We start from the raw sequence: 21,551 nt of genomic DNA, 5'->3' as shown, positions 1-21,551 counted from the left end.
TAACGTCATATTCCCGGTCATGATTGCCGGGAATATCGTGTTCACAGCGGTTGGGAAAGCAGACGATGACGTTGTAACGTGGCAACGTCCAGGCACGCTAAAGCATGGGTTGGACAGGCCTCGACGCAGGCGGGCCCCGCCTCGCGATGCCAGCAAAGATCGCACTTGATGGCCTGCGTCCGGGGCAACGTCGAAACCACATTCATCGCCCCAAACGGGCATGCCAGCATACAACTTTTACACCCGATGCAGCGCGATTGCTCAACGAAGATATGCCCATGTTCGCGACGAATCGCCTGCGTCGGGCAGACGTTCGCACACGGCGCGTCTTCGCATTGATGACAGGTGACCGCCGTGGTGAATGCATTATCTTTAATGACCCGGATTCGCGGGACGAATTCTCCAGAGGACACGGCTGCGCAGTCCTGGTTCTCCTGATGTGAAACCACACAGGCCACTTCGCAGGTCCGACATCCAATGCACTTCGTTGCATCCGCCACAATAAATGGGTTCATGACCTGCTCCCTCCGACCTAAAACGCCAGAGTGCCAGAGAGGTCGCCAACGCTGCTTTGATCCGACAACGGAAACCGCGCATTTTTGTCAGATGCCCGTCATGTTCTGGTGTTTTGCCTGATTGTCTTACTCACGCAGAATTAATATGTTCCTTGCAGTACCGTTGTTTCCAGGCGGCGGGAGTCAACCCTGTATTTTTACGAAATATTTGACGAAAATAGCCGACATCGTTAAACCCACATAATTCCGCCACTTCTTTCAGCGAGCAGGCATCACTGATGAGCAATTTCTCCGCTTCCCGCACGCGCTGACGGTGTATAGCCTCCGTTAATGTCAGGTGAAATACCCGGCGATACACCCGACCAAGATAATCCGCATTGCAATGAAGTTCTTTCGCCAAAATCGCGGTAGAAAGCGCTAAATGATAGTGAGTACGAATAAGCTGCCGCGCTTTCCAGGCCAATACGCTCCCCGCGTCATTGTGGTTCTCACGTTGTTGGGAAGCACAGGTAAGCTGCTGCAAAATAAGCAAAACAATAAACTCCAGCGCGGGGCCGCGCTGAAGTTTTTCCTGTTCACTCATAAATTGACGAAACAGCGCAACCAGCGCCTGGGGATCGGCGACGTGAGTATGCTGGGGCACAGAGAGATGGGTCAGCCAGCGTGGGTCATTGTCCGGCGCTTTAACTTCAAAGTGAAGCCAGTAAAACTTGAGGTCGGCGGGAAAATCCGCCGCGCCAGTATGACGCCGGTGTGGCCAGAGCAACAAGCTTTCCCCGGCATTCACGTAAAATGTGCGATCCTCTTCCTGAATGACCAACTGACCTTTTTCAACAAAGATAATTTCCCATGACGCCAGTCGCCTGGCAGGATGTCGCCCCACGCCACGGGAAATGAATAATCCACCGTTTTGCACTTTAATCGGTAATGTCATGGATAATTCGAGCATAAATATGTATTTTCCCGTTAAAAACGCATCATAAAATCACATTACACTTTGATTATTAATCAAAAAACAAAGCCACCCCGGATCTAAATCACAAATTTACTAACAGGTCGGAATCGTCATCTTTTTTTACTCAATCGTCGCCTTGTCGCCACCCGCGATCCGGGCAAAATTAATCAGGTCATAACGCGTAAAACAATAATCACTGAAAGATACCTCACCCTTTAGCGAGGAATATCCATGACCTCTACACCGATTGCGACCTCCCATAGTGTCCAAAATAGTGCCGATGATGCGCTGACCGTACGTGAGAAGATAGGCTACGGACTGGGAGATGCAGGCGGGACTGTCATCACCTGCCTGATCATGAACTTTCTCACTTTTTTCTACACGGATGTGTTCGGTTTAACCCCCGCGCTGGTCGGTACGTTGTTTATTGCCCTGCGTGTCTTCGATGCCATTTCCGATCCCTGCATGGGCGTGATTGCCGACCGCACACAAAGTCGATGGGGACGCTTTCGTCCATGGCAGCTTTGGATTGCCTTGCCCATTGGCATCATCGGCGTTCTGACCTTTACCGTCCCGGATGCCAGCATGGGGATAAAAATCGCCTGGGCATTCGGGACTTATCTCTTACTTTCGGTGGGTTATACCGCGATCAACGTGCCTTACTGCGCGTTGATCAATACCATGACCACCCGCCACAACGAGGTGATCTCGTGTCAGTCCTGGCGATTCGTTCTGTGCGGCGTCGCCGGATTTCTCGTGTCTGTCGGGCTGCCCTGGATGGTCGATATACTCGGTCAGGGCAATATGGCCGCAGGCTATCAACGGGGGGTTGGCGTACTGTGTGCGGTCGCCGTGGTGATGTTTTTATGCTGTTTCTTCTGGGTACGTGAGCGTGTCCCGTTGGCGATGATGGGGAAATTTACCCTGCGCGAACATCTCAGCGGACTGCGTAAAAATGACCAGTTATTGCTGATGCTGGTGATGTCTTTCTTGCTCATCAATGTGTTTAACATTCGCGGCGGCGGATATATGTACTTCATTACTTACGTCCTGGAGGGCAGCACCGCGTATACCTCACTGTTTTTCACCATGGTGACTTTCGCCTCTATTCTCGGTTCCGTGATTGTTAACCCCATGGCTCGCCGGGTCGATGCCGTCAAACTCTATTATTACACCAACCTGGTGCTGGCTCTGTTTGCCGTGCTGATGTGGTTTCTCCCTTCCGCTCCGGCTTACCAGACGCTGTGGCTGGTCGTCATTCTCAGCAACGGTATTATTCTTGGGTTCACGCTACCGCTGCACTTCTCACTGATGGCGTTTGCCGACGATTATGGTGAATGGAAAACCGGCGTGCGCTCTTCCGGCATGAACTTCGCCTTCAATCTGTTTTTCATCAAACTGGCCTGGGCTTCCAGCGCCGGGATTATCAGTTTGCTGTTCATTTTTGTCGCCTATCAACCCGGCACAGCGAATCAGACCCCACAGTCATTGCAGGGGATTACCGCCATGGAAACGCTACTCCCTGCCCTTTTTCACCTGCTGTTGGCGCTGTCGATCCGTTTTTGCAAACTCAATAACCCGATGATGTCTCGTATTGCCACCGACCTGCGTCAACGTCATGCAAAGCCTTAAGGAGCACACAGTGAACGTACAGGAAATCAATCTGCATAAACTCACGGTTAACGATCCGTTCCTCGGACAATATCAGCAACTGGTTCGCGATGTCGTTATCCCCTACCAATGGGACGCCTTGAATGACCGTATCCCTGAAGCCGATCCCAGCCATGCGATAGAGAATTTCCGTATTGCCGCAGGCCAGACGTCGGGGGAGTTTTACGGAATGGTTTTTCAGGACAGCGACGTGGCGAAGTGGCTGGAAGCCGTTGCCTGGTCGCTGTGCCAGAAACCGGACGCTCTTCTTGAAAAAACAGCCGATGAGGTCATTGCACTGATTGCGGCCGCCCAATGCCCGGACGGCTATCTCAACACCTGGTTTACAATAAAGGAGCCCGAGAACCGCTGGACTAACCTCGCAGAGTGCCACGAACTCTATACCGCCGGACATATGATAGAGGCAGCCGTTGCATGGTTTCAGGCCACCGGAAAACGCAATTTACTGGAGGTTGCCTGCCGCCTTGCCGATCATATCGACAGCGTATTTGGCGCTGAGCCAGATAAGTTGCAGGGTTACGATGGACACCCGGAAATTGAACTGGCGCTCATGCGCCTGTTTGAGGTCACTCAGGAAACGCGTTATCTGCAACTGGTGAATTATTTTGTTGAACAGCGCGGTGCGCAGCCACACTTCTACGACACGGAATTCGACAAACGTGGCGGTACCTGGCACTGGCCAAATCATGGCACCGCCTGGATGGTGAAAGACAAACCCTACAGCCAGGCGCATTTACCGCTATCAGAGCAGCCCGTAGCCATCGGTCATGCCGTCCGTTTTGTCTATTTGATGACCGGTGTCGCGCATCTGGCGCGCCTGAACCACGATGAAAACAAACGTCAGGATTGCCTGCGCTTGTGGCAAAACATGGCCCAGCGCCAGTTGTATATTACTGGCGGAATTGGCTCACAAAGCCGGGGAGAGGCCTTCAGTAGCGATTACGATTTACCTAACGACACGGTGTATGCCGAAAGCTGTGCGTCTATCGGGTTGATGATGTTCGCGCGCCGGATGCTGGAACTGGAAGCCGACAGCCAGTATGCCGATGTTATGGAACGTGCCTTATATAACACCGTGCTCGGCGGAATGGCGCTCGATGGGAAACATTTCTTCTATGTTAACCCGCTGGAAGTCCATCCAAAAACATTAAAATTCAATCACATTTACGATCACGTGCAGCCGGTTCGCCAGCGTTGGTTTGGCTGCGCCTGTTGTCCGCCAAACATTGCACGCGTACTAACCTCCCTGGGCCATTACATCTACACGCAGAGTGAAAACACCTTATATATCAACCTGTATGTAGGAAATCGTGTAGAAATTCCAGTGCAAGACAGCACGCTGCAACTCTGCATCAGTGGAGACTACCCCTGGCATGAGCAAGTCAACATCACCATTGAGTCCCCGCACCCCATCCGCCACACCCTGGCCTTACGCCTGCCCGATTGGTGTTCAGGCGCACATGTCACCCTGAATAATCAGGCGGTGGCACAGGAGACACGTAAAGGCTATTTGCACATCACCCATACATGGCAGGAAGGCGATACGTTGATTCTGACATTGCCGATGCCGGTGCGTCGCGTATACGGTAATCCGCTGGTACGCCACGTGGCGGGTAAAGTCGCCATCCAACGCGGCCCGCTGGTCTATTGTCTTGAGCAAGCGGACAACGGCGAAGAATTACACAATCTCTGGTTGCCCAAAGAGAGTGAATTTCGGGTGTTTGAAGGTAAAGGATTGTTCGCGCGTAAAATCCTGATCCAGGCTGAAGGCGTAAAACAAAGCGTCGGTAATGCTCACCAACAATCGCTGTGGCACTACGACGTCTCACCGGGTTCCCGACACGCGCATACGCTGACCTTCATTCCCTGGTTTAGCTGGGCGAACCGTGGCGAAGGTGAAATGCGGATTTGGATCAACGAGAAGTAATGGATAACCTGCCGGATAGCGACGCTAACGCGTTCTGTCCGGCCAGGCGTGATGGGTATTTCACGATATGGTGCAAAGAGTTGCCCCCTTCCCTGAGGGCGAACAGGATGATAATCAGAAGCGCCAGCTCAGCCCAGTCATGAAAGCAAAGCTGTCATCGCGATCCACCATCGGGCTGTCTTTAACATCGTCCGGCAGCACGGTATAGGTTGCGTTGGAAATCAACACCAGATTGTTGGTTAACGGATACTTCATGGTCAGACCCACATACGGCATCCAGCTATCGTCAGGCGAGTAGCTGGACATTCCGCTGCGGCGGGATTCGCTGCCCGATACACCGTAGTAGTAGTCGTTGAAATTTTCGTCGTAATAGAAGACACCAGCAGACGGTGTAAGGGTGAATTTACCCACAGGCATTTGGCGGAAAACAGAAACTTCACCCACCCAGCCATTGCTGTTATCCAGAACATCTGCGGCAGCAGAGACTTTCACGCTTCCCCATTTCTCGTGGCGATACCATGCGGCGCCGACCATCGCAGTGCTGTCGCGCTTATCGAGCTGCTTCATGTCATGCTCGTCGTTGTCGGAAGGATCAAACTCCAGCGGCATCCAGGAAGCGGTTATGCTAAATTCGTTTTTCTCATTTTTTGAAAGAATATAGCCTAAGGATGTTTGTCTGAAATAAAATGACTCACTTTCGTAACTGATCAGCGGTACCGCGTGAACATTTTCATTATAACCGCGATACGGTGATTCATTATAAACAGCACCTGCACCAAGAGAGAATTCTGAAGCAGTTGCACTGGCCATAAAAGACATTGCAAATATTGCCAAAATATTGCGTTTAATTAACATGCCCAACTTTCCATTTTAAAATAAGCTACAAAGCGCGTGCATAATAATGCTTACAATTTCATCGATGCAATGCACTTATTTATATAGTAATATATGATTTCATATATACATGGATTCTATGATGAATAAACAACAACTCAAGCTGAGAGAATTAAAGATTATCTCGGTGATTGCTGCCAGCGAAAACATCAGCCATGCCGCGTTAGCGCTGGGTATCGCACAGGCAAATGTCAGCAAGTATCTTGCTGATTTTGAATCAAAAATAGGATTAAAGGTTTTCGACAGAACCACCCGACAATTGACGCTAACGCCATTTGGGGCCGCGCTTCTCCCGTATATCAATACTTGCCTGGATAAAAATAATCAGTTAACTAATTTTATTGCTGATTATAAGCATGAAAAAAGCGGACGCGTTACCGTGTATGCACCTACAGGTATTACTTCTTATTTATCTAAGAATGTTATTGCTAATATATCGAATATTGGCGACATTATTTTAACACTTAAAACATCAAACCTTGAACGAAAAGCATTTTATGAAGGTGTCGACTTTCCAGATGATTGCGACATTATGGTGACGTATGCGCCGCCGAAAGATCAAACGCTGGTTGCCTCATTCCTGGCAAAATATGCTGTCAGCGCTTATGCCAGTCATGAATATCTAAAAAAACATCCCATTAATCATCCCCTGGAACTTGAAAATCATTCCTGTATTCTTATTGATTCAATGATGATTGATGATGCCAATATCTGGCGTTTTGCATCAAACGGCGGGGTGGATATTCATGAATATCGGGTGAAAGGAAATTATGTTTGCGACAATACTCAAGCAGCACTCGACCTTGCCCGCAATCATTTGGGCATTGTCTTTGCACCAGATACAACATTGAAGCAGGATATTCAGTCTGGAACATTGCTCCCCTGTTTTCCGGAGCAACATCAGTGGTGGCTGGATTTAGTCGTTATCTTCCGCAAGCGTGAATATCAACCCTGGCGGGTGCAGTATGTGCTGGATGAGTTGCTGAACGAAATTCGTCATCAGCTTGCTCACGTAATCCAGAAATCACCTGAGCAAGCTTGTCAGTTAACCGATCAATGATCGAGATACAGGTAGTGCATCCAACTGGTCATTCGCAACAGCACTTTACGCATAATGGAGACGTGGCTGAAGTGCTCGGAATAGACGGCAACCTGGGCAAAAATACCGTCAGGTAACGCGTTGAAATCCACATTCTCATTCAGTTCGATGCTGGCGATCACCCCATCCGTTCCAGGCGTGGTATTTAACGATTGTAAAGCGCCCATCGACTGATATGTCCCACCGGGTACTGCGGGGCTAATGGAAGAAAGCTTCCCGCTATACACTCTTCCCGGCAAGGCATTAAACACCACTTCAGCTTCATCGCCAGGTTTCAGACGCAGCAGCGAGTTCTGCCGGAACTGGGCGATAATTTGTCGTTTCTGGCTGGGAATAAACACCATCACCGGACGCAGAGGCAGAGCGGCGGCATAGGTGCCAGGACGGATTAATACCTGCGTCGCATAGCCATCACTCGGCGCACGCACGACGGTTTGTTCAAGGTTAAATTCCGCTTCCGCAAGTTGCGCTCTGAGGCTGGCGACCTGCGAGTTTTCGCCCTCAACCAGACTGTCTAACTGACTTTGAATCTGTTGCTCTTCTGCAATGGATGATTTTACTGCCGCTTCCTGCGCCAGATAGTTCTGCCGTGCAGCATCAATATCGCGTTCCGAGAACGGATTCACTTTTGCCTGACTGCCCTGCAGGTAACGCTGATAATCTTTCCCGAGCCGATCCCGCGTGGCTGTCGCCTTCTGAGTATTTGCCTGCATTTCTGCCAGTTGCGCGACAAGCGTCTGCTCTTTATGGGTCGCCGTGACAATATCTGCCTGCAGGCGATCAACCCGGGCCTGATAACGCCCCGGATTCAATTTAAAAAGAACTTCCCCTTTTTTTATCAGGGTATCTTTCTTATCCGTCACTTCAATGACAGTACCTGTCACCAACGGCACTACCGGAATAGAAACCACCGCCTTCTGCGCTTTAAAAGTATACGGATGGTTATAGTTCATCAGTAATATTAAACCGCTAACAATAAATATACCGCCTAATGCCGCAGTCGGTATTGTCCATTTATTGACGGGAATTTTGAAGATCTTAAACATGGCCCATGCAAAAGCCACATAGGTGAGAATAATCAGTAAATCCATATAAATTACTCCACTGGGGAGGACTTAGCCTCGGCCAGTTGTTTTTCCAGTCCTGCGACACGCTGCTGCAACGCAATAAGATCAGGGTTATGACTCTGCATTCCCCAGCCGCGATCAGGACGATAAAGCGTGGCCCAAATCCATAAGAAAGGCCAAATAATATGTAGCGTAAACAAGCTCACCCAACCGGCGACATGTATCGCGTCGGCATGAGGATGATTGCGTTTTTTCGCAATGAGGTAGGGAATATCATGCAGAATGATAATCCCATAAAAAATAACCAGGAATACGACAACCAATACACCTAGCGCAAAATAATTCAGGAACATATTTCCCTCAAAAAACCAAAAAATATCAATCAGCATTTTAACAAAAACAAATACATCTGGAGGATAGTACTGGGGGGGGCGCTCGCCAGGCAATGCCCATATTTATATAAAGTCATATAGTTTTATATATACTATGGCGATGTTGCGGATGGCGCAGCGTTGGTATTGAAGGGAATCATGCCCGATGAACGTGAAGTCACCGGGCATGTTATAAAATAAATATCAGAACAATCCTAGCGGTTTATCAGAGTAGCTCACCAGCAAACATTTGGTTTGCTGATAGTGCTCGAGCATCATTTTGTGTGTCTCACGACCAATGCCCGACTGCTTATAGCCCCCAAATGCGGCATGCGCGGGATATGCATGGTAACAGTTGGTCCACACGCGCCCGGCCTGAATACCACGCCCCATTTTATAGGCCAGATTGCCATTGCGACTCCAGACCCCCGCGCCGAGGCCATATTGGGTGTCGTTGGCGAGCGCCAGCGCTTCATCCATCGTTTTGAAGGTCGTCACCGCCAGCACCGGGCCGAAGATCTCCTCCTGGAATACGCGCATATTGTTCTTACCGAACAGGATGGTCGGCTCGAGGTAATAGCCCTCTTTTAACTCGCCGTCCAGTTGCTTACGCCGCCCGCCAGTCAGGACATCGGCCCCTTCTTTCTTACCAATATCAATGTAATTTAGAATGGTTTCCATCTGACCATGAGAAACCTGCGCTCCCATCTGCGTCACGCTGTCGAGCGGGTTACCGCTGCGGATGCTCTCCACCCGGCGAATCGCCCGTTCCATAAAGCGCTCATAAATGGATTCCTGCACCAACGCACGACTCGGGCAGGTACAGACCTCGCCCTGGTTAAATGCAAAGAGGGCAAAGCCTTCCAGCGCTTTGTCGAAGAACGCATCTTCTTCATCCATCACATCGGCAAAGAAGATATTCGGGGATTTCCCGCCCAATTCCAGCGTCACCGGAATAATGTTCTGCGTGGCATATTGCATGATCTGCTGCCCAACTTCCGTTGAACCGGTAAACGCCACTTTTGCGATACGTTTCGAGGTTGCCAGATATTCACCGATCTCCCCACCCGCACCGTTCACCACATTCACCACGCCTGGCGGCAGCAAATCGCCAATGATTTCCATCAGCAACAGTACCGAAAGCGGTGTCAGTCGTGCAGGTTTGAGCACCACACAGTTGCCTGCCGCCAGCGCGGGCGCCATTTTCCAGCTTGCCATCAGCAGGGGGAAGTTCCACGGAATGATTTGTCCCACCACGCCAAGCGGTTCATGGAAATGGTAGGCGACCGTGTCGCTGTCCACTTCACTGATGCCGCCTTCCTGCGCACGGATGCACGAAGCAAAATAGCGGAAATGATCGATCGCCAGCGGCACGTCGGCAGCACTGGTTTCACGAATCGGTTTGCCGTTATCCCAGGTTTCCGCCGTTGCCAGCAGCTCCAGATTTTGCTCCATACGATCGGCAATTTTGAACAGAATGGCAGCGCGATCCTGCACTGAGGTATGCGCCCATTTGTCTTTTATCTTATGAGCCGCATCAAGCGCCAGATCGATATCTTTTTTGCCGGAAGAGGCCACTTCACACAGCAGTTGCCCGGTTACAGGCGTCAGGTTCTGATAGTACTCACCGTCGGCAGGCGCAACCCAGTCGCCACCGATAAAGTTATCGTAGCGGGCTTTTAACTTCAGAGGATAACCATACTCGCCGGGCTGGATACGTGTTGAAGGGGGATTATTGGTCATGAACGTCTCCTTAGCTGTAGAGGTACTACAAGGGTAGACGTGGCTGGCGAAATCTTCGCCAGCCTTTTCATGCTTTACGACAGGTATCACGAATTACATGGCAGCACGATAAATCGCCATGATCTCCTCGTGGGTCGCCTGAATCGGGTTGGTCATGCCGCAGGCATCTTTCAGCGCATTGGTCGCCAGTACCGGAAAATCTTCTTCTTTCACGTTCAGATCCCGCAGACCCGCCGGGATGTTCACCTGATGTGCCAGTTCACGAATCGCGGCGATACAGGCTTGTGCTCCTTCCGCTTCACTCATACCGGCCACGTTCACGCCCATTGACGCCGCGCAATCACGCAGACGCCCTGCTGCAACCTTGCTGTTAAACACCTGAACGTGCGGCAGCAATACGGCGTTACACACGCCATGCGGCAGGTTGTAGAAACCGCCGAGCTGGTGCGCCATCGCATGGACATAACCAAGAGACGCGTTGTTAAACGCCATTCCCGCCAGGAACTGCGCATAGGCCATCGCTTCACGCGCCTGCGCGTTACTGCCATCTTCAACCGCAGTCGGCAGATTCTCGACAATCATGGTGATGGCTTTAAGCGCACATGCATCGGTAATCGGCGTGGCGGCGATGGAAACATACGCTTCAATCGCGTGGGTTAACGCATCCATTCCGGTCGCGGCGGTCAGCGATTTCGGCATACCGACCATCAGCGAAGAGTCGTTCACGGAGAGAAGCGGTGTGACGTGTTTATCCACAATCGCCATTTTAATGTGGCGCGCTTCGTCGGTGATGATGCAGAAGCGAGTCATTTCCGATGCAGTGCCTGCCGTGGTGTTGATGGCAATCATTGGTAGCTGTGGTTTTGCAGAACGGTCCAAACCTTCATAATCACGGATATCACCACCGTTAGCCGCCACCAGCGCAATACCTTTTGCGCAGTCGTGCGGAGATCCACCGCCCAGAGAAATCACGCTGTCGCACGCATGTTCTTTAAGCACTTTCAGCCCAGCGGCAACGTTTCCTGTGGTTGGGTTAGGATGCGTACCATCATAAACGACGCTGAAAATATCATGTTCCTGCAGTGCTTTTTGAATTTCGTCCGCCATGCCTAATTTTGTCAGCATCGTATCCGTGACAATTAACGTGCGGCGAAATCCATATTCCACCATCGTCGTCATCGCGTCTTTTAGTGAATCAGCGCCAATGATATTAACGGAAGGAATAAAAAATGTTGAAGCAGCCATATGACTATCCTTAATCTCATCAATAAATTAGAAAAACAGCATACGGAGTAACGTTTACTCAAAATATGATCAGCGTTATTTTTTTCATAATGACTAAAATAAAAAAGCACATTCGGCTAATAACTGAACGTGCTTTTTTCAAATCAATGTATTTTTTGTATTAATTTATGTAGTACATATATTAATCATATCATTTCTTTTCAGGAAATAATAAAGCATCCCGTAACAGGTGATCATTTCCCCGGCGACGCGTAAAACCAATCCGGTCAAAATACTCCAGAATCTGAATAGCAAGTTTTCGCCCAACATTGAGTCGATCACGAAAATCAGCCGCACAGGTTGAGCCTTTTTCCCGATCCAGGTCGCGGATCAAATTGGCAAAAGAGACAATCCGATCATTGCGGTAATAGCGATCTTTCACGATTGCCGTAATCATTCCTTGCTGCGCGGCTTGTCGTAATACCTGACGCATGATTTGTTCGTCAGTTCCGGTTTCCCGCGCCAGATCCCGCACCCACCAGGGTTCATCGCCAAACAGCGATTCGGTTTTGTGCCAAATGACCTGTTGCTCGTCGCTGAACCCCGCTTTGTGATCGGGGAGATGCAGCCACCCATGATGGCTATGAATAACGCCGCTTTCCCGCATACGTTCGATCAGTAACAGTACCAGCGCTTCGTCTTCCATTGGCAGCGCCATGCGTCGCAGCCGCTCGCGTCCAGGCCCCGGTTCGTCACGATGCTGCTCATGGTAGGTCGCCAGCGTATCGAGGATTTTACGCTGCCAGTGGGCGGCGACAGGGGCGTTCAACAGGCTGTATCCGGCCTGGATAAAACCAGGCTTACCAATAAGTTGACGCATACCCTCGCCATTGAGTTGGCGGGCCCACGCAAAATCGGGCAAATTGACGGCACCACGCTCCAGATGAATCGCCAGCGCGGCGTTGTCATCCTGCGCATTTTCCAACGCCGAGAGCCACTGTAAATAATCGGGCTTACGTTTACCGCGGCGCGGGGGATTGAGCATCACAACACGCGCGCCCGCCAACGTGGCGCGTGCGGAGATATCACGCAATACCAGGCGGTCGTTATCAGCAAGCCAGAGCGGAGTATCAAAAACCAGTTCAGCCAGCGAACCTTCCAGCAGAGAAACACGCCCGGTCACATGGCTGGCGGCATGGTGAATATGCAGTGGCTGCCACTGCGTGAGCGCCACCTGTTGTTCTAAAGAGACAATGACGCGGGTGAATGCCTCCGGCGGCGCATCGGAGAGCAGCCAGTCGCCACGGTTCAGTTGATCTTTTTCCGCGTCGCCCGCGATGTTCAACGCGATACGCTGTCCGGCATGGGCATGCTCAGTCGGCTGATTTTGCGCATGCAGACTACGTACACGCATCGGTTTATTCACGCCAGTGAGCCACAACGTGTCGCCGACATTGACCTCGCCACTGAGCGCTGTTCCGGTCACCACCAGTCCCGCCCCTTTCACCGTAAAGGCGCGATCGAGAGCCAGACGGAAACTCTGATTGCTTGCATGGGCACGCGTCGATAATTGCTGCAGATGTTCACGCAGCGTGTCAATGCCGCGCCCTTCACTGGCGGCGGTCACAAACAGCGCAGCCCCGGAAAAACCATAGTGGGCCAGCGTCGTCTGGATCTCTTCACGCACTTCGTCAATTCGCGCTTCATCCACGCGGTCAGCTTTGGTGAGTGCGACGGTGAGTTGCGGATTCCCCGTCAGTTTTAGGATCTGCAAATGTTCGCGCGTTTGCGCCATTACGCCGTCGTCGCAGGCCACCACCAGCAGAGCGTGGTCAATACCACCCACCCCCGCCAGCATGTTAGACAAAAATTTCTCGTGGCCTGGAACGTCAATAAACCCAAGCACGCGGCCATCCGCCTGCGGCCAGTAGGCATACCCCAGGTCGATGGTCATGCCGCGCTTTTTCTCTTCAGGCAGACGATCGGCATTCACGCCCGTAATCGCCTGTAATAACGTTGTTTTACCGTGGTCAACGTGTCCGGCAGTGGCAATAATCATTTCAACATCAACTCCATAAACCGGGTTTCATCTTCAAGGCAGCGCAAATCCAGCCATAAGCGGCCATCGTAAATTCGCCCAATGATGGGCGTGGGCAGCGCACGCCAGCGCGCCGCCAGCGCGTCAAGATGGCTTCCCCGCCCATCATGCGGGGTAAATGTCAGTGCCGCGCTGGGCAACCGATCCACCGGCAGTGAACCGCTGCCAATCTGCGACAAACAGGGCATGACATTGACGGCAAACGCCCCTTCATAATGCGCGGCCAGCAACGTCTGTAACCGCTGCGCCTGTGCCTGAATCGCCGCTTCGCTGCGGATTAACAGCCGCAGTGTCGGTAATTTCTCAGCTAAGGCTTCCGGGTGCAGGTACAGACGCAGCGTCGCTTCCAGCGCCGCAAGGGTCATTTTATCCGCCCGCAGCGCGCGTTTCAGCGGGTGACGTTGCAAACGGGCAATCATCTCTTTCTTACCGACAATAATCCCGGCCTGTGGCCCGCCCAGCAGTTTGTCGCCAGAAAAACTCACCAGGCTGACGCCGGCCGCAATCAGTTGCTGCGGCATCGGCTCTTTCGGCAAACCATACTGGCTCAGATCCACCAGAGAACCGCTCCCCAGATCGGTCACCACCGGAATATCCCGCGCCATCCCGATGGCCGCTAATTCAGCTTCATCCACCGAGTGAGTAAATCCTTCGATGCTGTAGTTGCTGGTATGCACTTTCATCAACAGACCGGTGTTCTCGTTCACCGCCTGGCGATAATCCTCTGCATGCGTCCGATTGGTCGTCCCCACCTCATGCAGCGTACACCCGGCCTGACGCATGACATCCGGGATGCGAAATGCGCCGCCAATCTCGACCAGTTCACCGCGGGAAACAACCACCTCTTTGCCGCTGGCCATCGCTGCCAGCATCAGCAGCACCGCCGCCGCGTTGTTATTGACGATACAGGCGTCTTCCGCACCGGTGATGCGGCACAACAGGTCAGCTAACGCCCGATCGCGATGCCCACGTCCTGCATCATCCAGGTCATACTCCAGCGTGACCGGAGAGCGCATCGCATCTGCGACGGCGTCAATAGCCTCTTGCGCCTGTATCGCACGCCCGAGATTGGTGTGCAGTACCGTTCCTGTCAGGTTGAACACCGGGCGTAACGCACTTTGCGATGCTTTTTCCAGCCGGGCTTTCGCTTCTTGCGCCCAGTTTTCACTCCATACCGGCAATGCCTGCGCGTCCCGAATCATCTCTCTGGCTTCATCAAGCATCTGGCGAAGCAGCTCCACCAACTGGGTATGCCCGTGAATGTCACGCAAAGTATGAAAGGCGCTATCACGCAATAAGCGATCAATAGCGGGAAGCTGACTGTAAAGCGAACGCGTTTCGGTTGTCATGAAAAAGCCTGGCTGTTGGTGGCCCTCTCCGGTGCGAAGAGGGAGGTAGATATAGGGGGGATTGTACCGTGAGTTTATTCAGGCGGACATAATGCGTATCAAGCCTTTGGCGGTTCCGTGCGCGCGAAGCTTTCACGACTAAAGAGCGTTTCAACCAGTTTGACTAACTGCGGCCTGTCCACACACCAGCCTGGCGCTACGCGGCGGAAGTTGAGATAGCCCACCGCACAGGCAATCGCGATAGTGGCGAGGTTCACCGTATCGGTGGTGATCGTCCCCTTCGCGAGATAGCCCTCCAGCGCATCCAGGCTGCGGTTGATCTTCTCCCGCTGGCGCAGCAGTTCTGTTTCTGATTGCTGTGCTGCGGGTCGCGCCTGTTCACGAACAGAAACCAGCCCGGCGTCCATGATGCCGTCCGCCAGCGCTTCAATCTGGCGTACTTTCAGTGACGCCATCGGTTCACGCGGTAGCATTGCCGGTGCGATATCCAGCAATTCGATATATTCCGCAATGATGGGCGAATCAAACCAGAATTCCCCGTCATCCGTCACCAGCGCGGGGACTTTGCCCAGCGGGTTGTAATCCGCCACACTATTTTCTGCGTTGTAAGGGAGTTCATTAACAAATTCGAAGGTGATGCCCTTTTCCAGCAACAGAATGGAAATTTTGCGCACAAATGGGCTGGTGTAGCTGCCGATGAGTTTCATGTTCAGTCCTTTTTGCCAACAAAAATATCAGTATGGCTCAGGATTGAGCAAAAGGCAGGTAATGCTTATCGCACGCCTGCCTTTCATTTCATTAGTGATCTAAATAGAGATAGTGCATCCAACTGGTCATGCGCAGCAATACCTTACGCATGACGGACACGTGGGCGAAATGGTCAGAGTAAACAGCCACCTGCGCATAGATACCGTCGGGTAATGCTTCTACATCGGCGTTCGGATCCAAATCAATCAGTGCGAGGACGCCATCCGTTCCCGGAACCACCGTCAGCGACTGCAATGCCCCCTGAGCCTGGTAAGAGCCGCCAGGAACCACCGGCAAAACGCTGTTCAGTTTGCCGTGAAAAACTTGCCCTGGCAGCGCGTTGAACACCACTTCCGCATCATCACCCGCTTCAAGACGTAACAATGAGTTTTGGCGGAATTGCGCTACGATTTGTCGTTTTTGCTCAGGAATAAACACCATCACCGGGCGTAACGGTAGCGCGGCTGCGTAGGTGCCAGGGCGAATGAGCACCTGGGTAACATAACCGTTGCTGGGCGCGCGAATAATCGTTTGTTCAAGGTTATATTTGGCCTCTGCCAGTTGTGCTCTCAGGCTGACTATCTGCGACTGCTCGCCGTTAACCATACTGTCTAACTGACTCTGAATTTGCGCTTGTTCCGCAACGGAAGCTTTTACCATGGCATCCTGCGCCAGATAGTTTTGCCGCGCGTTGTCGATATCGCTTTCAGAGAAAGGATTCACCTTCGCCTGACTGCCTTTCAGGTAACGTTGATAATCTTTGAACAACCGATCGCGTTCGGCGCTTACCCGCGTGGTATTCGCCTGCGCTTCAGAGAGCTGCGCTTTTAACGTCTGGATATTATGCGTCGCCGTCACCAGGTCAGCCTGCAGGCGATCGACTCGCGCCTGATAACGAACAGGGTCGAGTTTAAACAACACTTCGCCCTTATTAATCAACTGATTATTTTTATCCGTCACTTCGCTCACAATGCCGGTGACCTGCGGCGTAATCGGGATGGAAATAACCGCTTTCTGTGCCGTAAAAGTGTAGGGGTGGTTATAGTTCATTAAGAGAATGAGCCCACTCACCAAAAATACGCCGCCTAATGCTGCCGTTGCCAACGTCCATTGATTGACCGGGATCCTGAAAATCTTAAATACCGCCCACGCCAACGCCACGTAGGTCAACACAATCAGCAGATCCATGATTAGCGCTCCACAGAGGAATCATCGTCGGGGGTTTGAACCCGGGCCAGTTTTTGTTCTAGCTGTGTAATACGCTCTGACAGCGCGGCAATGTCGGGGTCAGGTTCCTGCCCTGGCGGTTTGACGTGGGATTGCATGCCCCAGCCTCGTTCAGGCTGATAGAGCGTTGCCCAAATCCACAGAAACGGCCAGATAATATGCAGCGTAAATAAGCTTACCCAGCCTGCCGTGTGGATGGCGTCGGCATGTGGGTGATTACGCTTTTTCGCAATCAAATAGGGGATATCGTGAATCGCGATGACTCCATAAAACAGAACCAGAAAAACGAAGATCAACACTCCTAACGCGAAATAATTTAGAAACATACCTGCCTCGCGTTCACGTTTAATTAGAGTTTTAAATTGCAGGCAGCCGACGAATGTCATGGCTGGTGTTTTGAACATAATTCGAAATCATCAATTACGCCATAGCACGAAATGCTAAATTTTCAGGGTGAGAGGTTGCTCAATTTCAGGGGCGTTTAAATGAAGGGTAGAACCTCTGATAGAACACGTCCATGCGTCGCCGCGACAAAAATATCTTGTGATTGGCATCACAAAAATTCAACAAACACCCAAAGAGAAAAAGTGATCAGCTTCACATTTAATTGCCATTTTTTGCCGCTTCGGTGGTTTTGTTGTTTTTTTACACTGCTTTATCGTGATCGATATCACATCAAATACCGCCCTACCCCCTATAGTTATGTGACAAAAATCACACAACAGGTCGTCGACTGGACAGTTGAACGATTCAGTGCCAGATTTCGCTGTATCTACAGGGTCCGGCTACCTCTGCCGCCACATTAACAATAATCCTCGGGCTTCCGGCCTGCGCGACAGCAACATAAGAAGGGGTGTTTTTATGTCATCCGATATTAAGATCAAAGTGCAAAGCTTTGGTCGATTCCTCAGCAACATGGTGATGCCAAATATCGGCGCGTTTATCGCGTGGGGTATTATCACCGCATTATTCATTCCAACAGGGTGGTTGCCGAACGAAACGCTGGCGAAGCTTGTTGGACCGATGATCACCTACCTGTTGCCGTTACTGATAGGTTATACCGGCGGCCGTCTGGTCGGTGGCGATCGCGGTGGTGTGGTGGGTGCCATCACCACGATGGGGGTTATCGTTGGTGCGGATATGCCAATGTTCCTCGGCGCGATGATCGCAGGCCCGCTGGGTGGCTGGGCAATCAAACATTTCGATAGCTGGGTCGATGGTAAGATCAAGTCCGGTTTTGAGATGCTGGTGAATAACTTCTCCGCTGGCATCATCGGTATGATCCTCGCCATTCTGGCGTTCCTCGGCATTGGTCCACTGGTTGAAGCACTGTCCAAAATTCTGGCTGCTGGCGTTAACTTCATGGTTGTCCATGACATGCTGCCGCTGGCCTCTATCTTCGTTGAACCGGCGAAAATCCTGTTCCTCAACAACGCCATCAACCACGGTATCTTCTCACCTCTGGGCATTCAACAGTCCCATGAGATGGGCAAATCCATCTTCTTCCTGATTGAAGCGAACCCGGGCCCGGGGATGGGCGTTCTGCTGGCGTACATGTTCTTCGGTCGCGGCAGCGCTAAGCAGTCTGCTGGCGGTGCGGCAATCATCCACTTCCTGGGCGGTATCCACGAAATTTACTTCCCGTACGTGCTGATGAACCCACGTCTGATCCTCGCCGTTATCCTTGGCGGTATGACGGGTGTGTTCACGCTGACCATTCTCAACGGCGGTCTGGTTTCTCCGGCCTCTCCGGGTTCCATTCTGGCGGTACTGGCGATGACGCCAAAAGGCGCCTACTTCGCGAACATCGCAGCAATCTGTGCGGCGATGGCGGTCTCCTTCGTTGTCTCTGCCATTCTGCTGAAAACCAGCAAAGTGAAAGAAGAAGAGGACGATATTGACGCGGCAACTCGTCGTATGAACGACATGAAAGCCGAGTCAAAAGGTGCCTCTGCGCTGACCGCAGGTGATGTCACCAATGACCTGAGTCACGTGCGTAAAATCATCGTTGCCTGCGATGCCGGTATGGGCTCCAGCGCCATGGGTGCAGGTGTGCTGCGTAAAAAAGTGCAGGATGCAGGGTTGAGCCAAATTTCCGTCACCAACAGCGCAATCAACAGCCTGCCGCCAGATGTGGATCTGGTGATCACCCACCGCGACCTGACCGAGCGTGCGATGCGCCAGGTGCCTCAGGCGCAGCATATTTCGCTGACTAACTTCCTCGACAGCGGCCTCTACTCGAGCCTGACCGAGCGTCTGGTTGCGGCACAGCGCCACAACGTCAACGAAGAGAAAGTTCGCGATCATCTGAAAGACAGCTTTGACGAAGGCGACAACAACCTGTTCAAGCTGGGTGCGGAAAACATCTTCCTGGGTCGCAAAGCGGCGACGAAAGAAGAAGCCATTCTCTTTGCCGGTGAGCAACTGGTGAAAGGCGGCTATGTAGAGCCTGAATACGTTGCTGCGATGCTGGAGCGTGAAAAGCTGACCCCGACCTACCTGGGCGAGTCTATCGCAGTTCCGCACGGCACCGTTGAAGCCAAAGACCGCGTGCTGAAAACCGGCGTAGTGTTCTGCCAGTACCCGGAAGGCGTTCGCTTTGGCGAAGAAGAAGACGACATTGCCCGCCTGGTGATTGGTATCGCCGCGCGCAACAACGAGCACATCCAGGTGATTACCAGCCTGACCAACGCACTGGATGATGAATCCGTGATCGAACGTCTGGCGCACACCACCAGCGTGGATGAAGTTCTGGAACTACTGGCCGGTTGTAAGTAAGTCACGTAGCCCGATGACGCTAACCCTAATCGGGCCTACGCCCTACTCTCTCCCGTAACGGGAGAGGGTTTGGGTGAGGGGGAACGTCTCGCAGTCCCTCACCCCAGCCCTCTCGGGTAAAAACATTAATGAAGGTTAACACTATGAAAGCATTACATTTTGGCGCAGGTAATATCGGTCGTGGCTTTATCGGCAAACTGCTGGCCGACGCGGGGATACAACTGACTTTCGCGGATGTAAATCAGGTGGTACTCAACGCCCTGAATGCCCGTCATAGCTATCAGGTTCATGTTGTGGGTGAAAATGAGCAGGTCGAAACCGTGTCTAACGTGAATGCCGTAAGCAGCATCGGTGACGAAGTCATTGATCTGATCGCGCACGTCGATATCGTGACCACTGCGGTTGGGCCGGTGGTGCTGGAGCGTATTGCACCGGCGGTCGCCAAAGGACTGGTGAAACGCAAAGCGCAGGGCATCGACACCCCGCTGAACATCATCGCCTGCGAAAACATGGTGCGTGGCACCACCCAACTGAAAGGCCATGTGATGAATGCGCTGCCAGAGGAAGATAAAGCCTGGGTTGAGCAACATGTGGGCTTTGTGGATTCCGCCGTAGACCGTATTGTTCCGCCTTCAGCATCGGCCACCAACGATCCGCTGGAAGTGACCGTAGAAACCTTCAGCGAATGGATTGTCGACAAGACTCAGTTCAAAGGCGAACTGCCAAACATCCCAGGTATGGAATTAACTGATAACCTGATGGCATTTGTCGAACGTAAACTCTTCACGCTGAACACCGGGCATGCTATAACCGCGTACCTCGGAAAATTGGCAGGTCATCAGACCATCCGTGACGCGATTCTCGATGAGAAAATCCGTGCGGTGGTAAAAGGCGCGATGGAAGAGAGCGGCGCGGTGCTGATCAAACGCTACGGCTTTGATGCAGATAAACACGCCGCTTACATTCAGAAAATCCTCGGTCGCTTTGAAAACCCGTATCTGAAAGATGACGTTGAGCGTGTGGGACGTCAGCCGCTGCGTAAACTGAGCGCAGGCGATCGTCTGATCAAACCGCTGCTCGGCACGCTGGAATATGCACTGCCGCATGCCAATCTGGTCAAAGGGATTGCCGGCGCAATGCACTATCGCAGCGATGAAGACCCACAGGCTCAGGAACTGGCTGCACTGATTGAAGAGAAAGGCCCGCAGGCGGCGCTGGCACAGGTTTCCGGACTGGATGCTAATAGCGATGTCGTTGCCGAGGCGGTTAGCGCGTATAACGCAAAGTAATTATGATGCCGTACCAGGCGCAGGGCATCCTGCGCCTGAATAATAGATTGTCAGATATGCAGCCAATAATGGAACAAACCCAGGCCTTTGAAAACCGTGTGCTTGAACGTCTGAATGCTGGCAAAACCGTACGAAGTTTCCTGATCACCGCCGTGGATCTACTCACCGAGGCGGTGAATATTCTGGTGCTTCAGGTATTCCGCAAAGACGATTACGCGGTGAAATATGCTGTTGAACCGTTGCTCGACGGCGACGGACCGCTGGGCGATCTTTCTGTGCGTCTGAAGCTCATCTATGGCTTAGGTGTTCTCAGCCGTCCAGAATATGAAGATGCTGAGCTATTGATGGCGCTGCGTGAAGAACTGAATCACGACGGCAATGAGTACGCATTTACGGACGACGAAATCCTCGGGCCATTTGGCGAGCTACACTGCGTGATGGCGCTTCCGCCGCCACCGCATTTCGACACCTCTGACCCCAGTTTGTATGCCATGCAAATTCAGCGCTACCAACAAGCAGTGCGCTCAACCATGGTGCTTTCTCTGACCGAGCTGATTTCCAAAATCAGCTTAAAAAAAGCATTTCAGAAATAGCCCG

18 protein-coding genes are annotated in these 21,551 nt (G+C 52.0%); 6 read left to right on the top strand and 12 right to left on the bottom strand.

Going from position 1 to position 21,551, the window contains the following annotated elements; genetic code table 11:
* Positions 1-41: 41 nt before the first annotated feature.
* Both ACO7SM_RS00590 and ACO7SM_RS00585 read right to left on the bottom strand, forming a co-directional pair.
* Positions 42-515, bottom strand: coding sequence for a 4Fe-4S dicluster domain-containing protein (locus ACO7SM_RS00590; protein ID WP_490469294.1), 474 nt, complete (start codon positions 513-515; stop codon positions 42-44).
* Positions 516-645: 130 nt separating this feature from the next.
* Positions 646-1,464 carry a helix-turn-helix domain-containing protein gene (locus tag ACO7SM_RS00585; protein WP_490469293.1) on the bottom strand — a complete coding sequence of 273 codons (819 nt, stop codon included), beginning with the start codon at positions 1,462-1,464 and terminating at the stop codon, positions 646-648.
* 237 nt (positions 1,465-1,701) lie between these two features.
* Between ACO7SM_RS00585 and ACO7SM_RS00580 the strand changes: the two genes are divergently transcribed.
* Together ACO7SM_RS00580 and ACO7SM_RS00575 are read left to right on the top strand one after the other, a co-directional pair.
* Positions 1,702-3,102, top strand: a complete 1,401-nt coding sequence (locus ACO7SM_RS00580) for an MFS transporter (protein ID WP_490469292.1) — start codon at positions 1,702-1,704, stop codon at positions 3,100-3,102.
* A 10-nt stretch (positions 3,103-3,112) separates the two neighbouring features.
* Positions 3,113-5,068 carry a glycoside hydrolase family 127 protein gene (locus ACO7SM_RS00575; protein ID WP_490469291.1) on the top strand — a complete coding sequence of 652 codons (1,956 nt, stop codon included), beginning with the start codon at positions 3,113-3,115 and terminating at the stop codon, positions 5,066-5,068.
* Between the two features lie 114 nt (positions 5,069-5,182).
* On the opposite strand, the gene ACO7SM_RS00570 is transcribed toward ACO7SM_RS00575, so the two are convergent.
* Positions 5,183-5,923 (bottom strand): MipA/OmpV family protein, encoded by a 741-nt coding sequence (locus ACO7SM_RS00570; protein WP_490469290.1) that lies wholly within the window; start codon positions 5,921-5,923, stop codon positions 5,183-5,185.
* 121 nt (positions 5,924-6,044) lie between these two features.
* Here ACO7SM_RS00570 and ACO7SM_RS00565 point away from each other — a divergent pair, with 121 nt between their 5' ends.
* Positions 6,045-7,022 (top strand): LysR family transcriptional regulator, encoded by a 978-nt coding sequence (locus tag ACO7SM_RS00565; protein WP_490471009.1) that lies wholly within the window; start codon positions 6,045-6,047, stop codon positions 7,020-7,022.
* Here ACO7SM_RS00565 and ACO7SM_RS00560 read toward each other — a convergent pair.
* The 9 genes from ACO7SM_RS00560 to ACO7SM_RS00520 form a co-directional block, all read right to left on the bottom strand.
* Positions 7,016-8,152, bottom strand: coding sequence for an HlyD family secretion protein (locus ACO7SM_RS00560; protein WP_490469289.1), 1,137 nt, complete (start codon positions 8,150-8,152; stop codon positions 7,016-7,018). The two genes, ACO7SM_RS00565 and ACO7SM_RS00560, sit on opposite strands and share 7 nt — an antisense overlap.
* Before the next feature lie 5 nt (positions 8,153-8,157).
* Entirely contained in the window at positions 8,158-8,481 is a 324-nt protein-coding gene (locus tag ACO7SM_RS00555; RefSeq protein ID WP_490471008.1) for a DUF3302 domain-containing protein, read from the bottom strand.
* Positions 8,482-8,703: 222 nt separating this feature from the next.
* Positions 8,704-10,242, bottom strand: a complete 1,539-nt coding sequence (aldB, locus tag ACO7SM_RS00550; RefSeq protein ID WP_490469288.1) for an aldehyde dehydrogenase AldB — start codon at positions 10,240-10,242, stop codon at positions 8,704-8,706.
* A 93-nt stretch (positions 10,243-10,335) separates the two neighbouring features.
* Positions 10,336-11,487: an L-threonine dehydrogenase gene (gene yiaY, locus ACO7SM_RS00545; protein WP_490469287.1), complete on the bottom strand. Its 1,152-nt coding sequence runs from the start codon at positions 11,485-11,487 to the stop codon at positions 10,336-10,338.
* 190 nt (positions 11,488-11,677) lie between these two features.
* The gene (gene selB, locus ACO7SM_RS00540; protein ID WP_490469286.1) at positions 11,678-13,525 is read right to left on the bottom strand and encodes a selenocysteine-specific translation elongation factor; all 1,848 of its coding nucleotides are present in this window, start codon (positions 13,523-13,525) and stop codon (positions 11,678-11,680) included.
* Entirely contained in the window at positions 13,522-14,913 is a 1,392-nt protein-coding gene (gene selA / locus ACO7SM_RS00535) for an L-seryl-tRNA(Sec) selenium transferase (RefSeq protein ID WP_490469285.1), read from the bottom strand. The genes selB and selA overlap by 4 nt, the downstream gene beginning before the upstream one ends.
* A gap of 98 nt (positions 14,914-15,011) precedes the next feature.
* Positions 15,012-15,620, bottom strand: a complete 609-nt coding sequence (locus ACO7SM_RS00530) for a glutathione S-transferase (protein ID WP_203359600.1) — start codon at positions 15,618-15,620, stop codon at positions 15,012-15,014.
* A 91-nt stretch (positions 15,621-15,711) separates the two neighbouring features.
* On the bottom strand, positions 15,712-16,848 hold the full coding sequence (locus ACO7SM_RS00525; RefSeq protein WP_490469284.1) for an HlyD family secretion protein: 1,137 nt from the start codon (positions 16,846-16,848) through the stop codon (positions 15,712-15,714).
* 2 nt (positions 16,849-16,850) lie between these two features.
* On the bottom strand, positions 16,851-17,213 hold the full coding sequence (locus ACO7SM_RS00520) for a DUF3302 domain-containing protein (RefSeq protein ID WP_490471007.1): 363 nt from the start codon (positions 17,211-17,213) through the stop codon (positions 16,851-16,853).
* A gap of 535 nt (positions 17,214-17,748) precedes the next feature.
* Between ACO7SM_RS00520 and mtlA the strand changes: the two genes are divergently transcribed.
* From mtlA to mtlR, 3 genes are all read left to right on the top strand, one after another.
* Entirely contained in the window at positions 17,749-19,665 is a 1,917-nt protein-coding gene (gene mtlA / locus ACO7SM_RS00515; protein ID WP_490469283.1) for a PTS mannitol transporter subunit IICBA, read from the top strand.
* Positions 19,666-19,808: 143 nt separating this feature from the next.
* On the top strand, positions 19,809-20,954 hold the full coding sequence (gene mtlD / locus ACO7SM_RS00510; RefSeq protein ID WP_490469282.1) for a mannitol-1-phosphate 5-dehydrogenase: 1,146 nt from the start codon (positions 19,809-19,811) through the stop codon (positions 20,952-20,954).
* A 5-nt stretch (positions 20,955-20,959) separates the two neighbouring features.
* Positions 20,960-21,547, top strand: coding sequence for a mannitol operon repressor MtlR (gene mtlR, locus ACO7SM_RS00505; RefSeq protein ID WP_490471006.1), 588 nt, complete (start codon positions 20,960-20,962; stop codon positions 21,545-21,547).
* The last annotated feature ends 4 nt before the right edge of the window (positions 21,548-21,551 follow it).

It is taken from the genome of Citrobacter sp. LJND-P06, from assembly GCF_058188415.1.
Note: the sequence above shows the minus strand (reverse complement) of the source record. Positions and strands in the feature narration are given on the sequence as shown.

What these genes read in the sequence shown, in the direction of transcription:
- ACO7SM_RS00590 (WP_490469294.1), bottom strand. Translation starts at nt 515, where the DNA reads ATGAACCCATTTATTGTGGCGGATGCAACGAAGTGCATTGGATGTCGG.
- ACO7SM_RS00585 (WP_490469293.1), bottom strand. Translation starts at nt 1,464, where the DNA reads ATGCTCGAATTATCCATGACATTACCGATTAAAGTGCAAAACGGTGGA.
- ACO7SM_RS00580 (WP_490469292.1), top strand. Translation starts at nt 1,702, where the DNA reads ATGACCTCTACACCGATTGCGACCTCCCATAGTGTCCAAAATAGTGCC.
- ACO7SM_RS00570 (WP_490469290.1), bottom strand. Translation starts at nt 5,923, where the DNA reads ATGTTAATTAAACGCAATATTTTGGCAATATTTGCAATGTCTTTTATG.
- ACO7SM_RS00565 (WP_490471009.1), top strand. Translation starts at nt 6,045, where the DNA reads ATGAATAAACAACAACTCAAGCTGAGAGAATTAAAGATTATCTCGGTG.
- ACO7SM_RS00560 (WP_490469289.1), bottom strand. Translation starts at nt 8,152, where the DNA reads ATGGATTTACTGATTATTCTCACCTATGTGGCTTTTGCATGGGCCATG.
- ACO7SM_RS00555 (WP_490471008.1), bottom strand. Translation starts at nt 8,481, where the DNA reads ATGTTCCTGAATTATTTTGCGCTAGGTGTATTGGTTGTCGTATTCCTG.
- aldB (WP_490469288.1), bottom strand. Translation starts at nt 10,242, where the DNA reads ATGACCAATAATCCCCCTTCAACACGTATCCAGCCCGGCGAGTATGGT.
- yiaY (WP_490469287.1), bottom strand. Translation starts at nt 11,487, where the DNA reads ATGGCTGCTTCAACATTTTTTATTCCTTCCGTTAATATCATTGGCGCT.
- selB (WP_490469286.1), bottom strand. Translation starts at nt 13,525, where the DNA reads ATGATTATTGCCACTGCCGGACACGTTGACCACGGTAAAACAACGTTA.
- selA (WP_490469285.1), bottom strand. Translation starts at nt 14,913, where the DNA reads ATGACAACCGAAACGCGTTCGCTTTACAGTCAGCTTCCCGCTATTGAT.
- ACO7SM_RS00530 (WP_203359600.1), bottom strand. Translation starts at nt 15,620, where the DNA reads ATGAAACTCATCGGCAGCTACACCAGCCCATTTGTGCGCAAAATTTCC.
- ACO7SM_RS00525 (WP_490469284.1), bottom strand. Translation starts at nt 16,848, where the DNA reads ATGGATCTGCTGATTGTGTTGACCTACGTGGCGTTGGCGTGGGCGGTA.
- ACO7SM_RS00520 (WP_490471007.1), bottom strand. Translation starts at nt 17,213, where the DNA reads ATGTTTCTAAATTATTTCGCGTTAGGAGTGTTGATCTTCGTTTTTCTG.
- mtlA (WP_490469283.1), top strand. Translation starts at nt 17,749, where the DNA reads ATGTCATCCGATATTAAGATCAAAGTGCAAAGCTTTGGTCGATTCCTC.
- mtlD (WP_490469282.1), top strand. Translation starts at nt 19,809, where the DNA reads ATGAAAGCATTACATTTTGGCGCAGGTAATATCGGTCGTGGCTTTATC.
- mtlR (WP_490471006.1), top strand. Translation starts at nt 20,960, where the DNA reads ATGCCGTACCAGGCGCAGGGCATCCTGCGCCTGAATAATAGATTGTCA.